Raw genomic sequence first — 15,512 nt, forward strand, 5'->3', positions numbered from 1 at the left:
CCCGCTTCACCGCACTTCGGGGCTGGTTTCCCGCCAGGCGAGCGGCCGATCACTTCCCGGCCGCGCCCCCGTACCGCAGCCCGTCCAGCAGCAACCCCACCATCCGCCCCGTGTGCCCGTCGTCGTCCTGGGCCGGGAGGGTCAGGTTGGCGACGGCTCGGAGGAGGTCCTCGGGGTCGGTGTCGCTGCGGATCTCGCCCGACTTGGCCGCGGCGCCGAGCAGTTCCTCCAGGGCCGGCACCAGGCGGAGCTGGAAGTAGGACGGGAGGCTGTCGTAGGCCGGGTCGCCGGAGTGGAGGGCTGCGCTGAGACCGCGCTTGGTGGCGATGAAGTGGGTGAAGCGGAGGAGCCAGAGGCGCAGGGCCTCGACGGGGGCGTGGCCGGCGGCGAGCACGGGCGCGGTGTCGGCGCAGGCGTCGACCTCGTGGCGGAAGACGGCCGCGATGAGGTCGGAGCGCTGCGGAAAGTGCCGGTAGAGGGTGCCCGCCCCGACGCCCGCGCGAGCGGTGATCTGCCGTACCGGCGCGTCCACGCCGGACTCGGCGAACACCTCGGCGGCGGCCGCGAGCAGCGTGTCGACGCTGCGCCGCGCGTCGGCCCTCAGACGCGGCCGGGACGGCTCGGCGTCGGCCATGGCAGACCTCCACTTGCTAACCGGAACAGTGTTCCGTATCGTTCTTCCCGGAACACCGTTCCGTTTTCGTGAGCGTAGCGCGCCGCGGCGGGCCCTGGCCACCGCGGGTTGGAGGAGACTCATGAAGTACCGCACGCTGGGCCGGACCGGCATGAAGGTCAGCCCCTACTGCCTGGGCGCGATGATGTTCGGCGCCGTCGGCAACCCCGACCACGACGACTCCGTACGCATGATCCACAAGGCGCTGGACGCCGGGATCAACTTCATCGACACCGCCGACATGTACTCGTACGGGGAGTCGGAGGAGATCGTCGGCAAGGCGCTGAAGGGGCGGCGGGACTCCGTCGTGCTCGCCACCAAGGCGCGGCTGCCCATGAACGCCGACGGCGCCGACCCCAACATGCAGGGAGCGTCCCGGCGTTGGCTGACGCGGGCGCTGGACGACTCGCTGCGCCGGCTCGGCACGGACCACGTGGACCTCTTCCAGATCCACCGCCCCGACCCGGACACCGACCTCGAGGAGACCCTCTCCGCCCTCACCGACCTGGTGCGCGCGGGCAAGGTCCGCGCGATCGGCACCTCCAGCTACCCGGCCTCCGACATCGTCGAGGCGCAGTGGGTCGCCGAACACCACCGGCTCCAGCGGTTCCGTACCGAGCAGCCGACGTATTCGCTGCTCAACCGGGGTGTCGAGCGCGAGGTGCTGCCGGTGTGCGAGCGGTACGGCATGGGGACGCTGGTCTACAGCCCGCTGGCCGGGGGCATGCTCACCGGGCGCTACCGCAAGGACCGGCCGGCCGACACCCACCGCTCCACCTACGGCTTCCGGCACCTGCGCGACGAGCGGCGGCTGGACACCGTGGAACGCCTGATCCCGGTCGCCGAGGAGGCCGGTGTCTCGCTGACGCACCTCGCGCTGGCCTTCGTGATCAGCCACCCCGGCGTCACCTCCGCGATCATCGGCCCGCGCACCATGGAGCAGCTCGACGACCTGCTCGCCGGCGACAAGGTCACGCTGTCCGACGAGATCCTGGACCGCGTCGACGCGGTCGTCCCGCCCGGTACGGACGTCGGCGCCCTCGACATGGAGTACGCCCCGCCCGCGATCACCGAGGCACATCTGCGGCGCCGCTGGGCCGGGGAGCGGTCGGCCGCCTGAGGGTCAGCCCGACGGGTGCCTGCTCAGCCACTCCCGCAGGGTGGCGAAGTCGGCCGGGGTCAGCCCGTAGGCGTGGTCCACACGGTGCGGCAGAGCCGGGGCGGGGTGGTGGACGGCGACGTAGGCCAGGTCGGCCTCGGTGATCTCGTCGTCGACCCAGATGAACGGCCGGCCCGCCGCGAACTCCACCAGCGGGCGCGTCTTCCAGTGGATCAGGGCGGGCGGCTCGTCCTCGTCCGGCCACGGCACCACCGGCAACCGGGGCAGCCCCAGCCACGGCCCGACCACCGCGTTCGCGTCATCCATCCAGGTCGACGCCCACACCAGCTCGCACCCCAGCGCGGCCAGCCGGGCGCCGAGCCCGGGATCGACCCGCCCGAGCAGCGGATGGCCGCCCGGCCCGCCGCCTCCCGCGAACTCGGGGTACGTGCCGTCGGGGGCGCCGAAGGGGATGAGCGGACCGTCGATGTCGAGAAAGAGCAGCATCACCCCTCAGCATCGGGCATACCCCCACCTCCGGCCAGGAGACCGGCGCGAGTGCGGCACCCCGTGCTCAGACCCCGGGCGCCCCGTGCTCAGCTCCCCTGCGCCGCGTGCCACCGCTTCAGCGCCTCCGCCACCCGCCCCACGTCCGGCACCTCGACCACACCCAGCGGACGCGCCCCCCTCGCCAGGATCTCCCGGAGCTTCGCCGCGAGGGCGGCGGCCGGGGGCGCGGCGGGGTCCTCCAGCGCCAGGGCCGAGCGGATGACGTCCGTGAAGACGGACTGGGCGCGCTTGTAGGCGAGCAGGGGGGCCAGGTCCTCCGTCCAGCCGCGCACACTCGGTGGGCGGACCGCGCGCACGGCCGTGTGCCAGCGGGCGGCGATCTCGCGGGACTGCGCGGCCGGGTAGCGCATGAGGTGGAGGTGGGTGGCGAGGTCGTACAGGGGGTCGCCGACCATGGCCAGTTCCCAGTCGATGGTCCACAGGCGGTCTACGGGATCGACGATGAAGTTCTCGCGGTGCAGGTCGGCGTGGAGGAGGCAGAAGGGGCGCCGGGACAGCCCGTGCACATGGGCCCGCAGATGCTTGAACGAGGTCTCGGTGAGGCCGAGTTCGGCGAAGAGAGCCTCGAAGCGGTCGAGGTTGCGGCGGTAGACGCGGTGCTCGGTGAAGTGGACGAGGCGTTCCAGGAAGCCGTCGCTGTCGCCGTCCGCGGGGCGGTCCTCGGTGGCGCAGCGCCGCTCGGCGGTCACGTCGTCCGGGCCGATCGCGGCGAGCCTGCCGAACAGCTCGGTGATCTGTCGGCACAGCCCCTCCGGCACCTCGGTGCCGGAGGGGTGGAGCGCGCCGAGGGTGGCGCCCTCGATGAACCGCATCAGCCGCATCCCGCCGACCTCCACCAGGCCGGGGACGCGCGGCACGCGGTCGCCCACCGCGGTGAGCAGGCGTTCCTCCGAGGCGAAGCAGCGCCGGTCGAACCAGAGCAGTCCGTCGCGGGGCTCCCGGCACTTCCACCGCCCCGGGTGGAGCCGCGCGGCCTCACCGGCCAGCGGGAAGACGTACGTCTCGTGGTGGTAGCCCTGGAGCGGGCCCTCGACCAGCTTGTCGTCGCCGCTGGCTCCGGCCGCGTTCAGCCGGGCAATCGAAACCGTCTCGGGGGACATGGCCCGTTCTCTCGCCGTGCGCCCTGCCGAAAGGGGCGGAAGTGGCAGCACGGTACCGCCTCGGGAGTGGGTCCCGGCCCCACGACCCCAGCCCGGTTCCCCCGGACCGGGGACAGAGCGCACACACGTGCCCGCAAGCTAGCCGCGCAGGGCCAGCAGCAGGGGCTCCAGGGAGGTGAGGACCGTCTCGGCGCCCGAGGCGCGGAGCTGCTTGGCCCGGCGCTCACCGCTCGCGTAGCCGAGGAAGCGCACCCCGGCCCGCTCGGCGGCGACGAGGTCGGTGGGCGAGTCCCCGATCATCAGCGCGGCGCCGGGGGCGGCGCCCAGGGCGACGAGGGCCCGGTTGAGGCAGTGCGGGTCGGGCTTGAGACGGTGCAGGTCGGCGGTACGGCCGTAGACGTGGGGGGCGAAGCAGCCGGTCAGGCCGCGTCCGGCGAGGTAGGCGTCGACCACGCGCGGGGAGTTGTTGGTGGTGACGGCCAGCCGGGAGCCCACGGCGGACCAGGTGCGGATCAGCGGGTCGGCGTACGGGGTCGGCCACGCGGAGGCGGCGGCCAGCAGCTCGTCCTGGGTCAGGCGTTCCTCCAGCTCGGCGACGAGGTCGCTGCCGGGGTGGCGGCGGTCCACCGCGCGCAGCACCACCTGCGGGTCCAGCGTCTCCCGCTCGTCCTCGGTGAGCAGCCCGCGCAGTCCGCGTCCGGCCAGCCACTCCACCAGCCCGGCCGCCACCCGCTCGGCGCGGTGCCGGGCGAAGAGGCGGCAGACCGGGCCGTCGAAGTCCCAGAGGACGACCCGCGCGCCGATCAGTTCCCGTAGCTTCTCGATCCCCTGGTCGCTCTGCTCCTCGACCGTTTCGGTCGCCACCAGCTCATGCTGCGTCGTTTCCGGCGTCTTGGAAGTCACTAGGAGAGTGTCAGGTCCGTCGTGATGGTTTCCCAGAGGGCGTCGAACCACTTCTGCGACTGTTCCACGAAGGAGGCGTCCCGTTGGCCCGACCGCTTCTCGAAGGAGAACAGCATCGACTCCGAGCCGAGGGTGTCGAACATCTCCAGGGTGCCGGTGTCGGTGGACTCCTCGCGCCGGGTGACCATGTAGTACGCGTACAGCGCCTCCGCCCCGTTGAGCAGGTACAGCTTGGCCGGCGGGGTGAAGGGCAGCGCGCGGAAGGTGACGTGGACGTCGATGCCGTGCGTGGCGCGGAGGGCGTTGAGGTTGTACTGGAGCACCTGTCCCTGGGCGTTGCGCATCGCCAGCCAGCGCCGGTGCACCGGGTCCGCGTCGTCACCCCCGGGGTCCACCGGGACCGGGAAGGCGAGGCTGATGTCCCGTGAGGGCAGCAGGACGCGTACGTCGACGCGCTCGGGGCACACCCGGCCCTCGTGGATCAGCCGGAGCGGCTCGCCGAGCGCGGGGATCAGGCTCTGCGCGGTGAGGCAGACGGCGTCCACGCGGACGTGCGGCACGGTGAACGCCTCCGCCAGCCGGTGGGCGAGGGCGACCATCGTGGGCTGGGGGCCGTCCTGCACGGGGGCGGGCCGCGCGACGCGCGGCGGGCTGCCCTTGGTCACGCCGGTGAGCAGGCCCTCGGCGTGCAGCAGGCGCAGCGCCTGGCGGACCGCGCCGCGCTCCACGCCGAACTCCTCGGCCAGCTCGGCCTGGGTGGGCAGCCGCTCGCCCGCCCTCAGCTCGCCGGCGCGGATGCGGGCGCGCAGGGCGTCGGCGATCTCCTGGGCGGTGAACCGTCTGCCGCTCACTGCCACGTTCTCCTGGGTCACGACCAAACGGTACAACCTCAGTCCATCTACGGGCAGTTGTCGGCAAGTAGCAGCCAAGTGCGGACCACCGGTCAAGAGTTGGCCGCCAACTCGGCTACCCCAGCACCAGCTCCGAGCTGATCGTCTCCCACAGCGCGTCGAACCAGAGCCGGGACTGCGTCACGAACTCGGCGTCCCGCTCCCCCGCCCCCCGCGCGAAGGCGAACAGCATCGACCGGGTGCCCTCGGCGTCGTACAGCGTCAGGTGCTCGGGGCCGATGTCCCGCTCCCGCCGGGACAGCGTGTAGTACGCGAACAGCGCCTCGGAGCCGTTGAGCAGGTACAGCTTGACCGGGGGCGTGAAGGGGAGCGCGCGGAAGCGGACCCGGACGTCGATGCCGTGCGTGGCGCGCAGGGCGAGCAGGTTGTGCCGGAGCACCTGGCCCTGGGCGTTGCGCTGGGCCAGCCAGCGCCGGTGCAGCAGAGCGGTGTCGGCGGCGTCCACCGGGGCGGGGAAGGCGAGGGCGATGTCACGGCTCGGCAGCAGCAGCCGTACGTCGATCTTGGCCGGTTTCAGCCCTCCCGCATGGATCTGGCGGAGCGGTTCGCCGATGGCGAGGGTGAGCGAGACGGAGGTCAGGCAGAGGGCGTCCACGCGGACGTGCGGGACCGCGAAGGCGGCCGCGACACGGGGCGCGAGGCCCGCCATCGTGGGCTGCGGCGGCGCGGCCGGGCCCACCGCGCCGGGCAGGACGGCCACCGTGGCCGGGCTGCCCTGCGACGATCCGGCGAGCAGCCGCTCCACCCGCAGGATGCGCAGCGCCTCGCGGACCGTGCCGCGCTCGACCCCGAACTCCTCGGCCAGCTCCGCCTGGGTGGGCAGCCGCTCGCCGGGGCGCAGCACGCCGGTGTCGATACGGGTGCGCAGGGTGTCGGCCACCACCCGAGAGGTGACGCGTGAGGGCTGTGACCGTGGTGACCTCTTCCGCCCAGTGGCGGAGACGTGTTCCGGGTCCACGGACAAAGGCTACAACTTCCCGCCATCTTCCGGCAGTTCGCGGGATGATGGTTATGAGCCGCTTCCACGCGGCTATAACTACAGTGAAGTTGGCAGCCAACTTGACCGACATGGTCGGGCTTCCCGACGGTTGGCCGACCGGGTTCCCCTCCGGAGGGGAGCCGGGAGCCCGGCAGGGGGCGGCCACGGGAGCGCACAGCCACAACTGAACACCCGCACAGCCACAACCGAACAGCGTCAGCGCACAGCCACAACCGAACAGCACGCTACGGATGAACGGCCGCCGGCACGGCAGGAGACGACCGGGGCCGGGTCAGAAGGAGTCCGGGCACCATGGGCGCACGGACGTGCGGAACAGGGCGTCGCCCGCACGGGCGGCGCCCTCCCGCTCCTCCTGGACCCGCCCCAGCGCCGCCAGCCGTGCCAGCGAGCCGTCTCCGAGCCACACCGTGGCCAGCTCGGCCACCGGCAGCGTCAACTCGGCGGACGCGCCGCCCGCCGGGGTGCAGGACGCGCCCTCGGGGGACGCCTCCAGCCGGTACCGCCCGCCCGCCGTGCCGTCCTCGTCCAGCACCTGAAGCACCAGCGACCCGGACCGCTCGTAGCTCCGCGCCCGAAGCGCCCCCGCGACGTCCAGCAGCCGGACCCACAGCCAGTCCGTGTGCGTCGCGACGCGGGCCGCGCGGGCGTCCGGCAGCAGGAAGGGCAGCAGGGAGTCCGGCGCCCGCCAGCCGCTCTTGACGTGGGTGATCCAGTCGATCGAGCACAGGTAGCGCCACAGCGCGGTCTCGGCCGCCGGGGTCGCGGCGGTCAGCCACTCCACCTTGGCCGTGTTGTCCGGCTGCTGCCCCTCCCACTTGGCCTCGCAGCGGTACGACACCAGCCCCTCCACCTCACCGGAGGCGGACCGGTACACCGCGTGGAACGGCTCGGTCCAGTCCCGGCCGAAGCGGGCCACGCCGGTACGGGCGTCCCACCACAGCTCGTCCCGTCCGATCGCGCCCGGCGTCACCGCGCGCACCCGCTCGGACAGCTTCGGGCCGAGCGCGCGCACCTCGGCGCCGTCCACCAGGTCGATCCGGGCGCCGTCCGCCGGACCCGCCCAGCGCGGATCGAGGCCCGAACGGCCCACGTCCACCGTCCAGTTGGTCGCCCAGGTCGCGGGGCCGAAGCCGTGCTTCCCGTAGATCGGGTACTCGGCGGCGATCAGCGTGGCGATCACGTCCCCGCGCTCCCGCGCGGCCGCCAGGTCATGGCGCATCATGCGCGTGAGCAGGCCGCGGCGGCGGTGGGTCGGGGAGACGGTGACGTTGGAGACGGCGTTGGAGGGGACATACGCGCCGCCGACCGCGGTGACCTCCTGCGCGAAGGAGCGGAAGGTGCCCACGCAGCGGGCACCGTCGAAGGCGCCGAGCAGGCGGCCCGGCTCGAACTGCCTCAGCCTCGCCGCGCGTTGCTCCGCGGTGAGCACGGGCTCCTGGAGGAAGCCGGTGTCCAGTGCGCGGTGCCAGTTGTCGAACTCGTCCTGGGCCACGGGGCGTACGTCGATCATGGGACCACGGTAGGCGCGGGACCCGCCGGGTGTCGCGCGCATTTCCCGCGCCCCGGTCCGCTCAGGCCAGCAGGTCGTCCACCTGCGCCTCGCCCGCCCGGTACCGGCGCGCGATCTCGCCCCCGCAGTCGTCGGCGGTGCGCTGGAGGCCCTGGCGGCGGTGGGAGATCTCCTGCTCGTACCGGGTCAGCCGGCCCATCGCGTCCGCCAGCTCGGCGTCCGTGCGGGCGGTGAGGTCGGACAGCTCGACCTCGGCGAGCATCTCCGCCGCGAGTCGGCCGTACTCCTCGCTGTGCGGGGTGCCGAGGGTGACGTGGCGGGCGGAGGAGCGGTGGCGGGCCGGGGCGTCGGCCAGGATCTCGGACAGCCGCTCCACCACCGACCCGTCCACCGGCGCCGGTACGCGCTCCCCGCCCCGGCGGGCCAGCTCGGCGCGCAGGATGTCGATCCGGCCCTGGAGCAGCCGCCGGACGTAGCTCAGATCGGCCTCCTCCCGCTGGGCGTCCCGGCGCAGGGCGCGCAGATCGGGCAGGCTCAGCGGGGCCAGGACGCCCGTGGCGGGCTCCTCGGGCGGCGGGCTCGGCGGGCTCTCGGCGCGTTGCGCGGGCGGCCGATGCGTGACCGGACCCCTGGTGCTCGGTGTGCTCATGTGCGGTGGACCGTCCCCTCGACCGGCGTGTGGGAAGCATCGTGCCACCCCCAGTGGCCGCTATGTGACCGACTGCCCACGAACGGCCCTGGATGGGGGGTATTGATTGGTTGTGGGCCCCCAGGACCGGGGCGCCGCCGACGGCACGGCATGATGGGGCGCATGCGTGCGGTGGTGCAACGGGTGGACGGCGCGAGCGTCGTCGTGGACGGCGAGACGGTGGGCGCGATCGAGGGCGAGGGCCTGTGCGTCCTGGTCGGCGTGACCCACGAGGACACCAAGGAGAAGGCGGCCCAGCTGGCCCGCAAACTCTGGTCGGTGCGCATGCTGTCCGACGAGCGGTCATGCAGCGACATCGACGCCCCGCTGCTGGTCGTCAGCCAGTTCACCCTCTACGGCGACGCCCGCAAGGGCCGCCGCCCCACCTGGAACGCGGCCGCCCCCGGCCCGGTCGCCGAACCCCTGGTGGACGAGGTCGTCGCCCAGCTCCGCGCCCTCGGCGCCACGGTGGCCACGGGCCGCTTCGGGGCCCGGATGCGGGTCTCCCTGGTGAACGACGGCCCCTTCACGATCCTGCTGGACATCTGAGGCCCTCGCGGGGCCGCTAGTCCTCGTCGAGGAGGCGGCGCCAGATGCGGGTGCGGTGCAGCACGTAGACGGAGCCCAGCAGGACCATCGCCTGCAGCCCGATGGCGAGCAGCCAGAAGTCGTCCCTGGTCTCCAGCTTGTCGGTCAGGAACGTGAAGTTCATGCCGAAGAACCCCGTGAGGAACGACAACGGCAGGAAGATCACCGACACGATCGCCAGCCGGTTGATCACCCCGTTCTGCTCGCCCGCGACGAGCGAGGAGTAGCTGGCGAACGACCGGCGGGTGGCCTCCTGGAGCGACTCGATGTCGGCCAGCACCAGCCGCCCGGCCGTCTGGAACTCCCGGGCGGAGCGCTGCCGCTCCTCAGGGAAGGAGGGGTTGATCATCCGCCGGGTGAGGACCGCGTCGGTCACCTGGAGGAAGGGCAGCAGGGCGTGGTGCAGCTGGGCGGAGCGCCGGCGCAGCCGCGCCAGGGACTGGAGCTGCTCGGCCTTGCGGTCCTCGAACATCTCGTCCTCGAGTTCCTCGGTCTCCAGCAGGTTCCGCACCGCGGACAGCCGGAAGGTCGCCAGGGCCTCCTGGAGCACGATGAAGAGCATGTGCACCGGGTCGACCGGCCGCTCGTGCCGCAGCCCCTGGGCGATCTTGTGCGCGAGGTCCCCCTGGCCGTGGTGCGCGGTGGCCAGGAAGCGCTCGGTGACCACGACGTGCACGTGCCTGATCGCGTCCCCCTGCACCACGGGGACCACGAAGCCGGCCCGGTCCCCCAGGAAGTCGGCCCGCGCCGGCTCTCCGGGCCTGCCGAACCAGTCCAGCTCCGCGGCGTCGAGCCCCAGCCGGGCGGCGAGCGGCACCGGCTCGGCGTCCGGTGGCAGTTCGACGTCGACGAGGAGCAGGGAATCCCCGGCCAGCCGCTCCCTGGCGCCGGCGAGGTCCGTACGGGTGACGGTCACCTCCGGCATCGACACCACCGTTACAGTCATCGCTCCGCCGTCGCTCCCGGGGCCCTGTGCGTGCAGCCTCTCCGTCCGACGGCGTCCCCGCAACCGCAGCCACCCCCAGGCGCCTCGGCAGGCGCCGGCCGGTGAGTCCGCGTCGCCTACGGCTCGACCACCGTCTCCTGGGCCGCCGCCGTGTCTCCGGCCAGGAGCCGCGCGTCGGTCGGGACGTTGCGCTTGATGACGGCCAGGGCGACCGGGCCGAGCTCGTGGTGGCGTACGGAGGTGGTCACGAGGCCGATCTTGCGGCCGTCCGGGCCGTCGTCGGCGAGGCGGATCTCGGTGCCGGGCGGAGGGAGGTGGACGTCGCTGCCGTCGAGGTGGAGGAAGACCAGGCGGCGCGGCGGCTTGCCGAGGTTCTGGACGCGGGCGACCGTCTCCTGGCCCCGGTAGCAGCCCTTCTGCAGGTGCACGGCGGTGCCGATCCAGCCCAGCTCGTGCGGGATCGTGCGGTGGTCGGTCTCGAAGCCGAGGCGGGGCCGGTGCTGCTCGACCCGGAGCGCCTCGTGGGCGAGGAGACCGGCGGCCGGGCCGGAGCCGGCGGCGAACTCCTCCAGCTCCGCACGGGGCAGGAAGAGATCACGGCCGTACGGCGTCTCGCGGACCACCGCGCCCTCGGGGACCGCGGTGATGGAGCCGGCGGGGAGGTGGACCACCGCGGTGTCGGCGGTGCGGTCGGCGACCTCGACGCGGTAGAAGAACTTCATCGACTCCAGGTAGGCGATCAGCGCCTCCTGCGTGCCGGGCTCGACGTGCGCCCAGACGGTCGTCCCGTCGTCCACCAGGTACAGGGCGTGCTCGATGTGCCCATTGGCGGAGAGGACCAGCGCCTCGGTGGCCTCGCCGGCCGGCAGGTCGCTGACGTGCTGGGTCAGCAGCAGATGCAGCCAGCTCAGCCGGTCCGCGCCGGTCACGGCGACGACACCCCGGTGGGAGAGGTCGACGAAACCGGTGCCGTCGGCGAGGGCGCGCTGCTCGCGGAACAGGTCGCCGTAGTGGGCGGCGACGCCTTCGTCCACGCCCTCGGCGGGAACGGCGCCGGGCAGGGACAGCAGGGGGCTCTTCATACGGGCCAGCCTACGACGGCGTGGTCGGACTCTTCCGCGTGCAGTCCGCGCACCGGCCGAAGATCGCGAAGTGCTTCATGTCGGTGTCGAACCCGAACTGCTCGCGCAGCCGCGCGGTGAAGTCCGCGGCGACCTCCAGGTCCGCCTCGATCACGTTCTCGCAGTCCCGGCAGACCAGGTGGAGATGGTGGTGGCGGTCGGCGAGGTGATAGGTCGGCGCGCCGTGGCCGAGGTGGGCGTGGCTGACCAGGCCCAGCTCCTCCAGCAGCTCCAGCGTGCGGTACACGGTGGAGATGTTGACCCCGGAGGCGGTCTTCCGGACCTCCACGAGGATGTCGTCCGGCGTCGCGTGCTCCAGGGAGTCCACGGCTTCGAGCACGAGTTGCCGCTGCGGCGTCAGCCGGTAGCCGCGCTGCCTGAGATCACTCTTCCAGTCGGTGCTCACCACACTGGAAGTGTAGGGCCGCCGGGCCGGGAGCCCCGCTCGGACGGGACGCCCGGCCCGGTTCGGCACAGGCCTACTTGAAGAACGCGATGCCGTCGTCCGGCATGTCCTCGGGGAGGTCCTTCGCCCAGCGCTCGACGTCCTCGGGGGTGACGGCCTTCTTGAGCTGGGCCGACATGTAGGGGCGCAGCTCGACCTCGGGGGTCTGCTTCTCGCCGACCCACATGAGGTCGCCCTTGACGTAGCCGTACAGCCGCTTGCCGCCGGTGTACGCCGGGGACTCCGGGGTGCGGGCGACCGCGTCGGTGACGAGGTCGATCTGCGGCTTCTTGTCCGCCAGCTCGCCGTACCAGATCTCCACCACGCCGTCGTCACGGGTCATCGTGACCGTGATCTTGCGCTCGGCGTCGATCCGCCAGAAGCCGGCCTCGGACTCCAGCGGGCGGACCTTGTTGCCCTCGTTGTCCAGGACCCAGGTGTGGGACCGGTACTCCAGGAAGTCCCGGCCGTCGTGGGTGAAGCTCACCTCCTGGCCGAAGTTGCACTTCTCGGAGCCGGGGAAGTCGTGGACCCCAGCGCCCGCCCAGTTGCCCAGCAGAAAGGCGAGGGGGACGAGGTCCTTGTGCAGGTCAGACGGGATCTCGATCATGAGCGGCCGTTCCTGTCGGTTCTGGGGCGGTGCTTCAGCGCTGGCCCTGGTACAGCTTCTTCACGGTCAGCCCGGCGAAGGCGAGCACGCCGACGCAGACCAGGACCAGCAGCAGTTCGAAGAAGATCTCCACGGGTGTGCTCCTTGAGCGGAAGTGGACGTACGACAGAGCCGCGCCCAGCTTACGCGGCCGGGGTCGGAGTCTCCTGGCGAGGTGGCCCTCAGGCGAGCAGCTCGCTCTGCAACGTCACCGTCTGCCAGAACGGAACGGCCGCCGCACCCCCCGGACGGGACTGCGTGACCATGGCGACGGTGTCCCCGGCGGCCGCGTACGCCACCCGCGTCTGCTCCTTGCCGTACGGCTTGGCCTCGGCGAACGCGGCGAGCCAGACCTTGTCCAGCCGGGCCGCCTCCGGGAAGCCCTCGGGCTCGAAGGCGGGGGCGCCGCGCAGTGGATGCAGGGGCCCGTTGTAGCTCACGAACATGCTCGCCGAGTCCTCGGCGACCTCGGCCGTGGCGAACTGGAGCAGATCGATCCGGGTGCGCGTGCCGTCCGGGGTGGTCCAGCCACGGCTCGTCACATGCCGCAGACCGCGGTCGGTCAGCGCCTGCCCCAGTTCCCCGCGCCCCGACGCGTCGTACTGCGCGAGGAAGTCCTTCACGGGCAGCCAGCCGTCCGTGCCGGACAGGGTCTTGTCCACCGTGGCGTTCTTCGGTGCGGGCAGCCGCAGGGCGCGCAGGTCGGCATAGTGCGTGCCCGCCTTGTTCGCGGCGGCCAGCGGGCCGGGGCTCCCGGACGGCAGCGGGGGCCTGACGAGGGCCGGGTACTCCCAGCGCCCGTCGGTGCGGGTGGCGAGACCGGGCAGGTCCGCGCGGTCCGCCCGGCTGATCCCGTACGCCGTCCCGGTCCCGGTGAGCGCGAACACGGCGACGACGGCGGCCCAGCGCAGGACCGCGCCCGTGCGACGGCGGTCCCTCCCGGACCGCGCGGGCGGCGGCTCGGGCAGCGGCGGTGTCTGTGACTCGGTCATACGGCCTCACCCGGTTCCTTGATGCGGTCGAACTGGGCGCGCATCATGTCGGCGGCCCCCTTCAGGTCGAGCGGCGCGGTGCCCTCGATCCAGGCGGTGACGCCGATGTCCCCGACATAGCCGGAGCACGACATCGAGTCGAGCTTCTCCCCGTCGACGGCCGGCGGCAGGAAGCACGCGGCGTGGTCCTGGTGGCCCTTGATGGCGGGCCCCTTGCGGAAGACCTTCATGGCGTCGACGAACTGCTGCTGGGAGCGGTTGCGCGCGCGCAGGGTGCTCCGGTCCGACCGGCTCAGCACCATCTCCACGGTGAAGACGCGGGAGTCCCCGCCGGGCCAGGATGTGCTCGCGTAACTGCGCACCGCCATGCCCTTGACCGGGTTCTTCTCGAACCGCTTCTCCAGCTGGAGCCGTTGGGACCGGGGCATGCTCCGGAGCGACTGGCGCAGGAGGTCGGAGGTCTGCCGTCCGGTCAGCTCGGTGTCCGAGCCGAACTGTTCCACGTCCGGGCCCCGGACGTACCGCTCCTCACCGAAGGGCAGGAGCAGGGCGCGCAGCCCGGACTGCTCCTCCGCGCCCTTCCTCTCCTTCGCGGCCTGCGGCAGCCGCCAGGCGGGCGCGCCCGGCGAACGGTCGGCCCCGTGCACCACAGCGGCGGTGCAGCCGATCCCGGCCACGGCGGCCAGGGCGAGGGCGGCGCCCACGATCCGCGCGGTGCGGCGGGGTCGGGCGGGCTTGCTCACCATGTCACTGTCCGTGCTCACAGCCGCTCCATCTGCGCTCGTGCCAGCTCCCGGACCCGGGAGGGAGAGACCGGCTTGGTGTCCCCCACCCACATCTCCATGGCGATGTCCCCGCGATGGGCATGCGCCTCGGCCTCGTACACGGAGCCGCTCCGGGGCCGGTCGTGGACGAAGAACTCGCCATCGCCCGTGCCCGGGACGGGCCAGCTCCGGGTGTGGGCGTCGTCGGCGGCATAGCTGCGGCCGTCGAAGGCCGCTTCCCGGGCGGATTGCGACTCCACCTGTCGGTACTGGATCAGGCGGATCTCCACCCTGCGGTTTCCGGACTCGATCCAGCCCGTGATGGCGGCGCGGCGGAACTCGTCGCCGACGAGATCGCGGAAGGCAGCGTCCGGTTTGGTGTACAGCTCCGCGTAGGCGGAGAGGTCCAGCCAGCCGTCGTCGCTCTCGATGGCCGGGTTCGCACGGGTGCCGCCCGGCCTCTTCAGCAGCAGCTCGCGCAGATCGCCTTCCACCTTTGCCTGGTGGTCCTGGGCGGCGGACAGCGGCGCGGGGCCGTTGCCCGTGGCCTGCGCGAGGCTCGGCTGGGAGAGCGGGGGCAGCTTGACCGGCGCGCGGCCGGCCTGGACGAGGTAACCGGCGCAGGTCCCGGCGGCGAGCCCGAGCGCCACGGCGACCGCCAGACGGCGCACGATACGACGGCTCCGGCGCGGCGCAGGTGCGGCCTCGGCCGGCTCGGGGCTCTCAGCTTGCTCGGGTACCGGTCTTTCCGGACTTTCCGTGGTGCTCAACGTGTCGTCCCCCCACAGGACAGGAAGCACGGACCCGGTGGTCCGCGCCCCACAGCAGACTCATGGCATGTCCATGTAGTTGCAGGGCGCCGGATTACGATTCGGTCATGGCGAACAAGCTCGTGATCAAGGTGACCGCCGGGGCCGATGCTCCGGAGCGGTGTTCCCAGGCGTTCACGGTGGCCGCGGTGGCCGTGGCGAGTGGGGTGGACGTGTCGGTGTGGCTGACCGGGGAGTCGGCGTGGTTCGCGCTGCCGGGGCGGGCGGCGGAGTTCGAGCTGCCGCACGCGGCGCCGTTGCAGGACCTGCTGGAGTCGGTGCTCTCGGCGGGGCGGGTCACGCTGTGCACGCAGTGCGCGGTGCGCCGGGACATCGGCGAGGGGGACGTCATCGAGGGCGTACGGATCGCCGGGGCGCAGGTCTTCGTGCAGGAGGTCATGGCGGACGGCACGCAGGCCCTCGTCTACTGACCGTCCGCCGGACACCCCTCAGGGGCGCGGGCGCTTCTTGCCGTCCAGCTCGTCCCACCACTCGTCGGACTCGGGGTCCCCGGAGGGGGCGTCCCACCAGCGGTCCTCCGGGCCGCGCCGGTTGGCGACCATCGCGGCCACCGGCGGGATCACCATGGCGAACAGGCACATCCCGACAGCCGCCGGGACGGACCAGATCCGGACCACCGCCCAGGCGAGGACGAAGAGGACGACGCAGACCCCCATCATCACGAAGTACAGACGACGCCGCCGTGCGTACATGAGTCCAGAGTAGGGCCGGACAGCCGGAAGG

General features: G+C 72.6%; 19 protein-coding genes. 3 read left to right on the top strand and 16 right to left on the bottom strand.

What is annotated here, in order from left to right; all coding sequences use genetic code 11:
- Window positions 1-49: 49 nt before the first annotated feature.
- Window positions 50-634, bottom strand: a complete 585-nt coding sequence (locus EV284_RS28680; RefSeq protein ID WP_130339187.1) for a TetR/AcrR family transcriptional regulator — start codon at window positions 632-634, stop codon at window positions 50-52.
- Between the two features lie 121 nt (window positions 635-755).
- On the opposite strand from EV284_RS28680, the gene EV284_RS28685 reads away from it, so the two are divergent.
- Window positions 756-1,793 (top strand): aldo/keto reductase, encoded by a 1,038-nt coding sequence (locus EV284_RS28685; protein WP_130339189.1) that lies wholly within the window; start codon window positions 756-758, stop codon window positions 1,791-1,793.
- Between the two features lie 3 nt (window positions 1,794-1,796).
- Here EV284_RS28685 and EV284_RS28690 read toward each other — a convergent pair whose 3' ends face one another.
- From EV284_RS28690 to EV284_RS28720, 7 genes are all read right to left on the bottom strand, one after another.
- A complete protein-coding gene (locus tag EV284_RS28690) occupies window positions 1,797-2,279 on the bottom strand; it encodes a hypothetical protein (protein ID WP_130339191.1) in 483 nt (160 codons plus the stop codon).
- Between the two features lie 89 nt (window positions 2,280-2,368).
- Window positions 2,369-3,442, bottom strand: coding sequence for an aminoglycoside phosphotransferase family protein (locus EV284_RS28695; protein WP_130339193.1), 1,074 nt, complete (start codon window positions 3,440-3,442; stop codon window positions 2,369-2,371).
- A 138-nt stretch (window positions 3,443-3,580) separates the two neighbouring features.
- Window positions 3,581-4,306, bottom strand: coding sequence for an HAD family hydrolase (locus EV284_RS28700; protein WP_242625856.1), 726 nt, complete (start codon window positions 4,304-4,306; stop codon window positions 3,581-3,583).
- Between the two features lie 38 nt (window positions 4,307-4,344).
- Entirely contained in the window at window positions 4,345-5,223 is an 879-nt protein-coding gene (locus EV284_RS28705) for a winged helix-turn-helix domain-containing protein (protein WP_207229160.1), read from the bottom strand.
- Window positions 5,224-5,311: 88 nt separating this feature from the next.
- On the bottom strand, window positions 5,312-6,220 hold the full coding sequence (locus EV284_RS28710) for a GntR family transcriptional regulator (RefSeq protein WP_130339197.1): 909 nt from the start codon (window positions 6,218-6,220) through the stop codon (window positions 5,312-5,314).
- A gap of 307 nt (window positions 6,221-6,527) precedes the next feature.
- On the bottom strand, window positions 6,528-7,766 hold the full coding sequence (locus EV284_RS28715) for a GNAT family N-acetyltransferase (RefSeq protein WP_130339199.1): 1,239 nt from the start codon (window positions 7,764-7,766) through the stop codon (window positions 6,528-6,530).
- A 61-nt stretch (window positions 7,767-7,827) separates the two neighbouring features.
- Complete coding sequence (locus tag EV284_RS28720; protein ID WP_130339201.1) at window positions 7,828-8,415, bottom strand: aerial mycelium formation protein; 588 nt, start codon at window positions 8,413-8,415, stop codon at window positions 7,828-7,830.
- Between the two features lie 162 nt (window positions 8,416-8,577).
- On the opposite strand from EV284_RS28720, the gene dtd reads away from it, so the two are divergent.
- Window positions 8,578-9,003, top strand: coding sequence for a D-aminoacyl-tRNA deacylase (dtd, locus tag EV284_RS28725; RefSeq protein ID WP_086694132.1), 426 nt, complete (start codon window positions 8,578-8,580; stop codon window positions 9,001-9,003).
- 16 nt (window positions 9,004-9,019) lie between these two features.
- On the opposite strand, the gene EV284_RS28730 is transcribed toward dtd, so the two are convergent.
- The 7 genes from EV284_RS28730 to EV284_RS28765 all read right to left on the bottom strand — a co-directional run bounded on the left by EV284_RS28730 (window position 9,020) and on the right by EV284_RS28765 (window position 14,630).
- Window positions 9,020-9,988 carry a CorA family divalent cation transporter gene (locus EV284_RS28730; RefSeq protein ID WP_242625857.1) on the bottom strand — a complete coding sequence of 323 codons (969 nt, stop codon included), beginning with the start codon at window positions 9,986-9,988 and terminating at the stop codon, window positions 9,020-9,022.
- Window positions 9,989-10,104: 116 nt separating this feature from the next.
- Complete coding sequence (locus EV284_RS28735; RefSeq protein ID WP_130339203.1) at window positions 10,105-11,070, bottom strand: folate-binding protein YgfZ; 966 nt, start codon at window positions 11,068-11,070, stop codon at window positions 10,105-10,107.
- Between the two features lie 10 nt (window positions 11,071-11,080).
- The gene (locus EV284_RS28740) at window positions 11,081-11,518 is read right to left on the bottom strand and encodes a Fur family transcriptional regulator (RefSeq protein ID WP_130339205.1); all 438 of its coding nucleotides are present in this window, start codon (window positions 11,516-11,518) and stop codon (window positions 11,081-11,083) included.
- Window positions 11,519-11,588: 70 nt separating this feature from the next.
- The gene (locus EV284_RS28745; protein ID WP_130339207.1) at window positions 11,589-12,164 is read right to left on the bottom strand and encodes an FABP family protein; all 576 of its coding nucleotides are present in this window, start codon (window positions 12,162-12,164) and stop codon (window positions 11,589-11,591) included.
- 221 nt (window positions 12,165-12,385) lie between these two features.
- The gene (locus EV284_RS28755) at window positions 12,386-13,195 is read right to left on the bottom strand and encodes a hypothetical protein (protein WP_130339209.1); all 810 of its coding nucleotides are present in this window, start codon (window positions 13,193-13,195) and stop codon (window positions 12,386-12,388) included.
- Window positions 13,192-13,959, bottom strand: a complete 768-nt coding sequence (locus EV284_RS28760) for a hypothetical protein (RefSeq protein WP_130339211.1) — start codon at window positions 13,957-13,959, stop codon at window positions 13,192-13,194. Before EV284_RS28760 ends, EV284_RS28755 begins: the two co-directional genes overlap by 4 nt.
- Complete coding sequence (locus EV284_RS28765) at window positions 13,956-14,630, bottom strand: hypothetical protein (protein ID WP_242625858.1); 675 nt, start codon at window positions 14,628-14,630, stop codon at window positions 13,956-13,958. The genes EV284_RS28760 and EV284_RS28765 overlap by 4 nt, the downstream gene beginning before the upstream one ends.
- A gap of 206 nt (window positions 14,631-14,836) precedes the next feature.
- On the opposite strand from EV284_RS28765, the gene EV284_RS28770 reads away from it, so the two are divergent.
- Window positions 14,837-15,199 carry a DsrE family protein gene (locus EV284_RS28770; RefSeq protein WP_130339213.1) on the top strand — a complete coding sequence of 121 codons (363 nt, stop codon included), beginning with the start codon at window positions 14,837-14,839 and terminating at the stop codon, window positions 15,197-15,199.
- 18 nt (window positions 15,200-15,217) lie between these two features.
- On the opposite strand, the gene EV284_RS28775 is transcribed toward EV284_RS28770, so the two are convergent.
- The gene (locus tag EV284_RS28775) at window positions 15,218-15,481 is read right to left on the bottom strand and encodes a DUF3099 domain-containing protein (RefSeq protein ID WP_130339215.1); all 264 of its coding nucleotides are present in this window, start codon (window positions 15,479-15,481) and stop codon (window positions 15,218-15,220) included.
- Window positions 15,482-15,512: the final 31 nt, after the last annotated feature.

Source organism: Streptomyces sp. BK022, assembly GCF_004217355.1.
Taxonomy (GTDB): Bacteria; Actinomycetota; Actinomycetes; order Streptomycetales; family Streptomycetaceae; genus Streptomyces; species Streptomyces griseoluteus.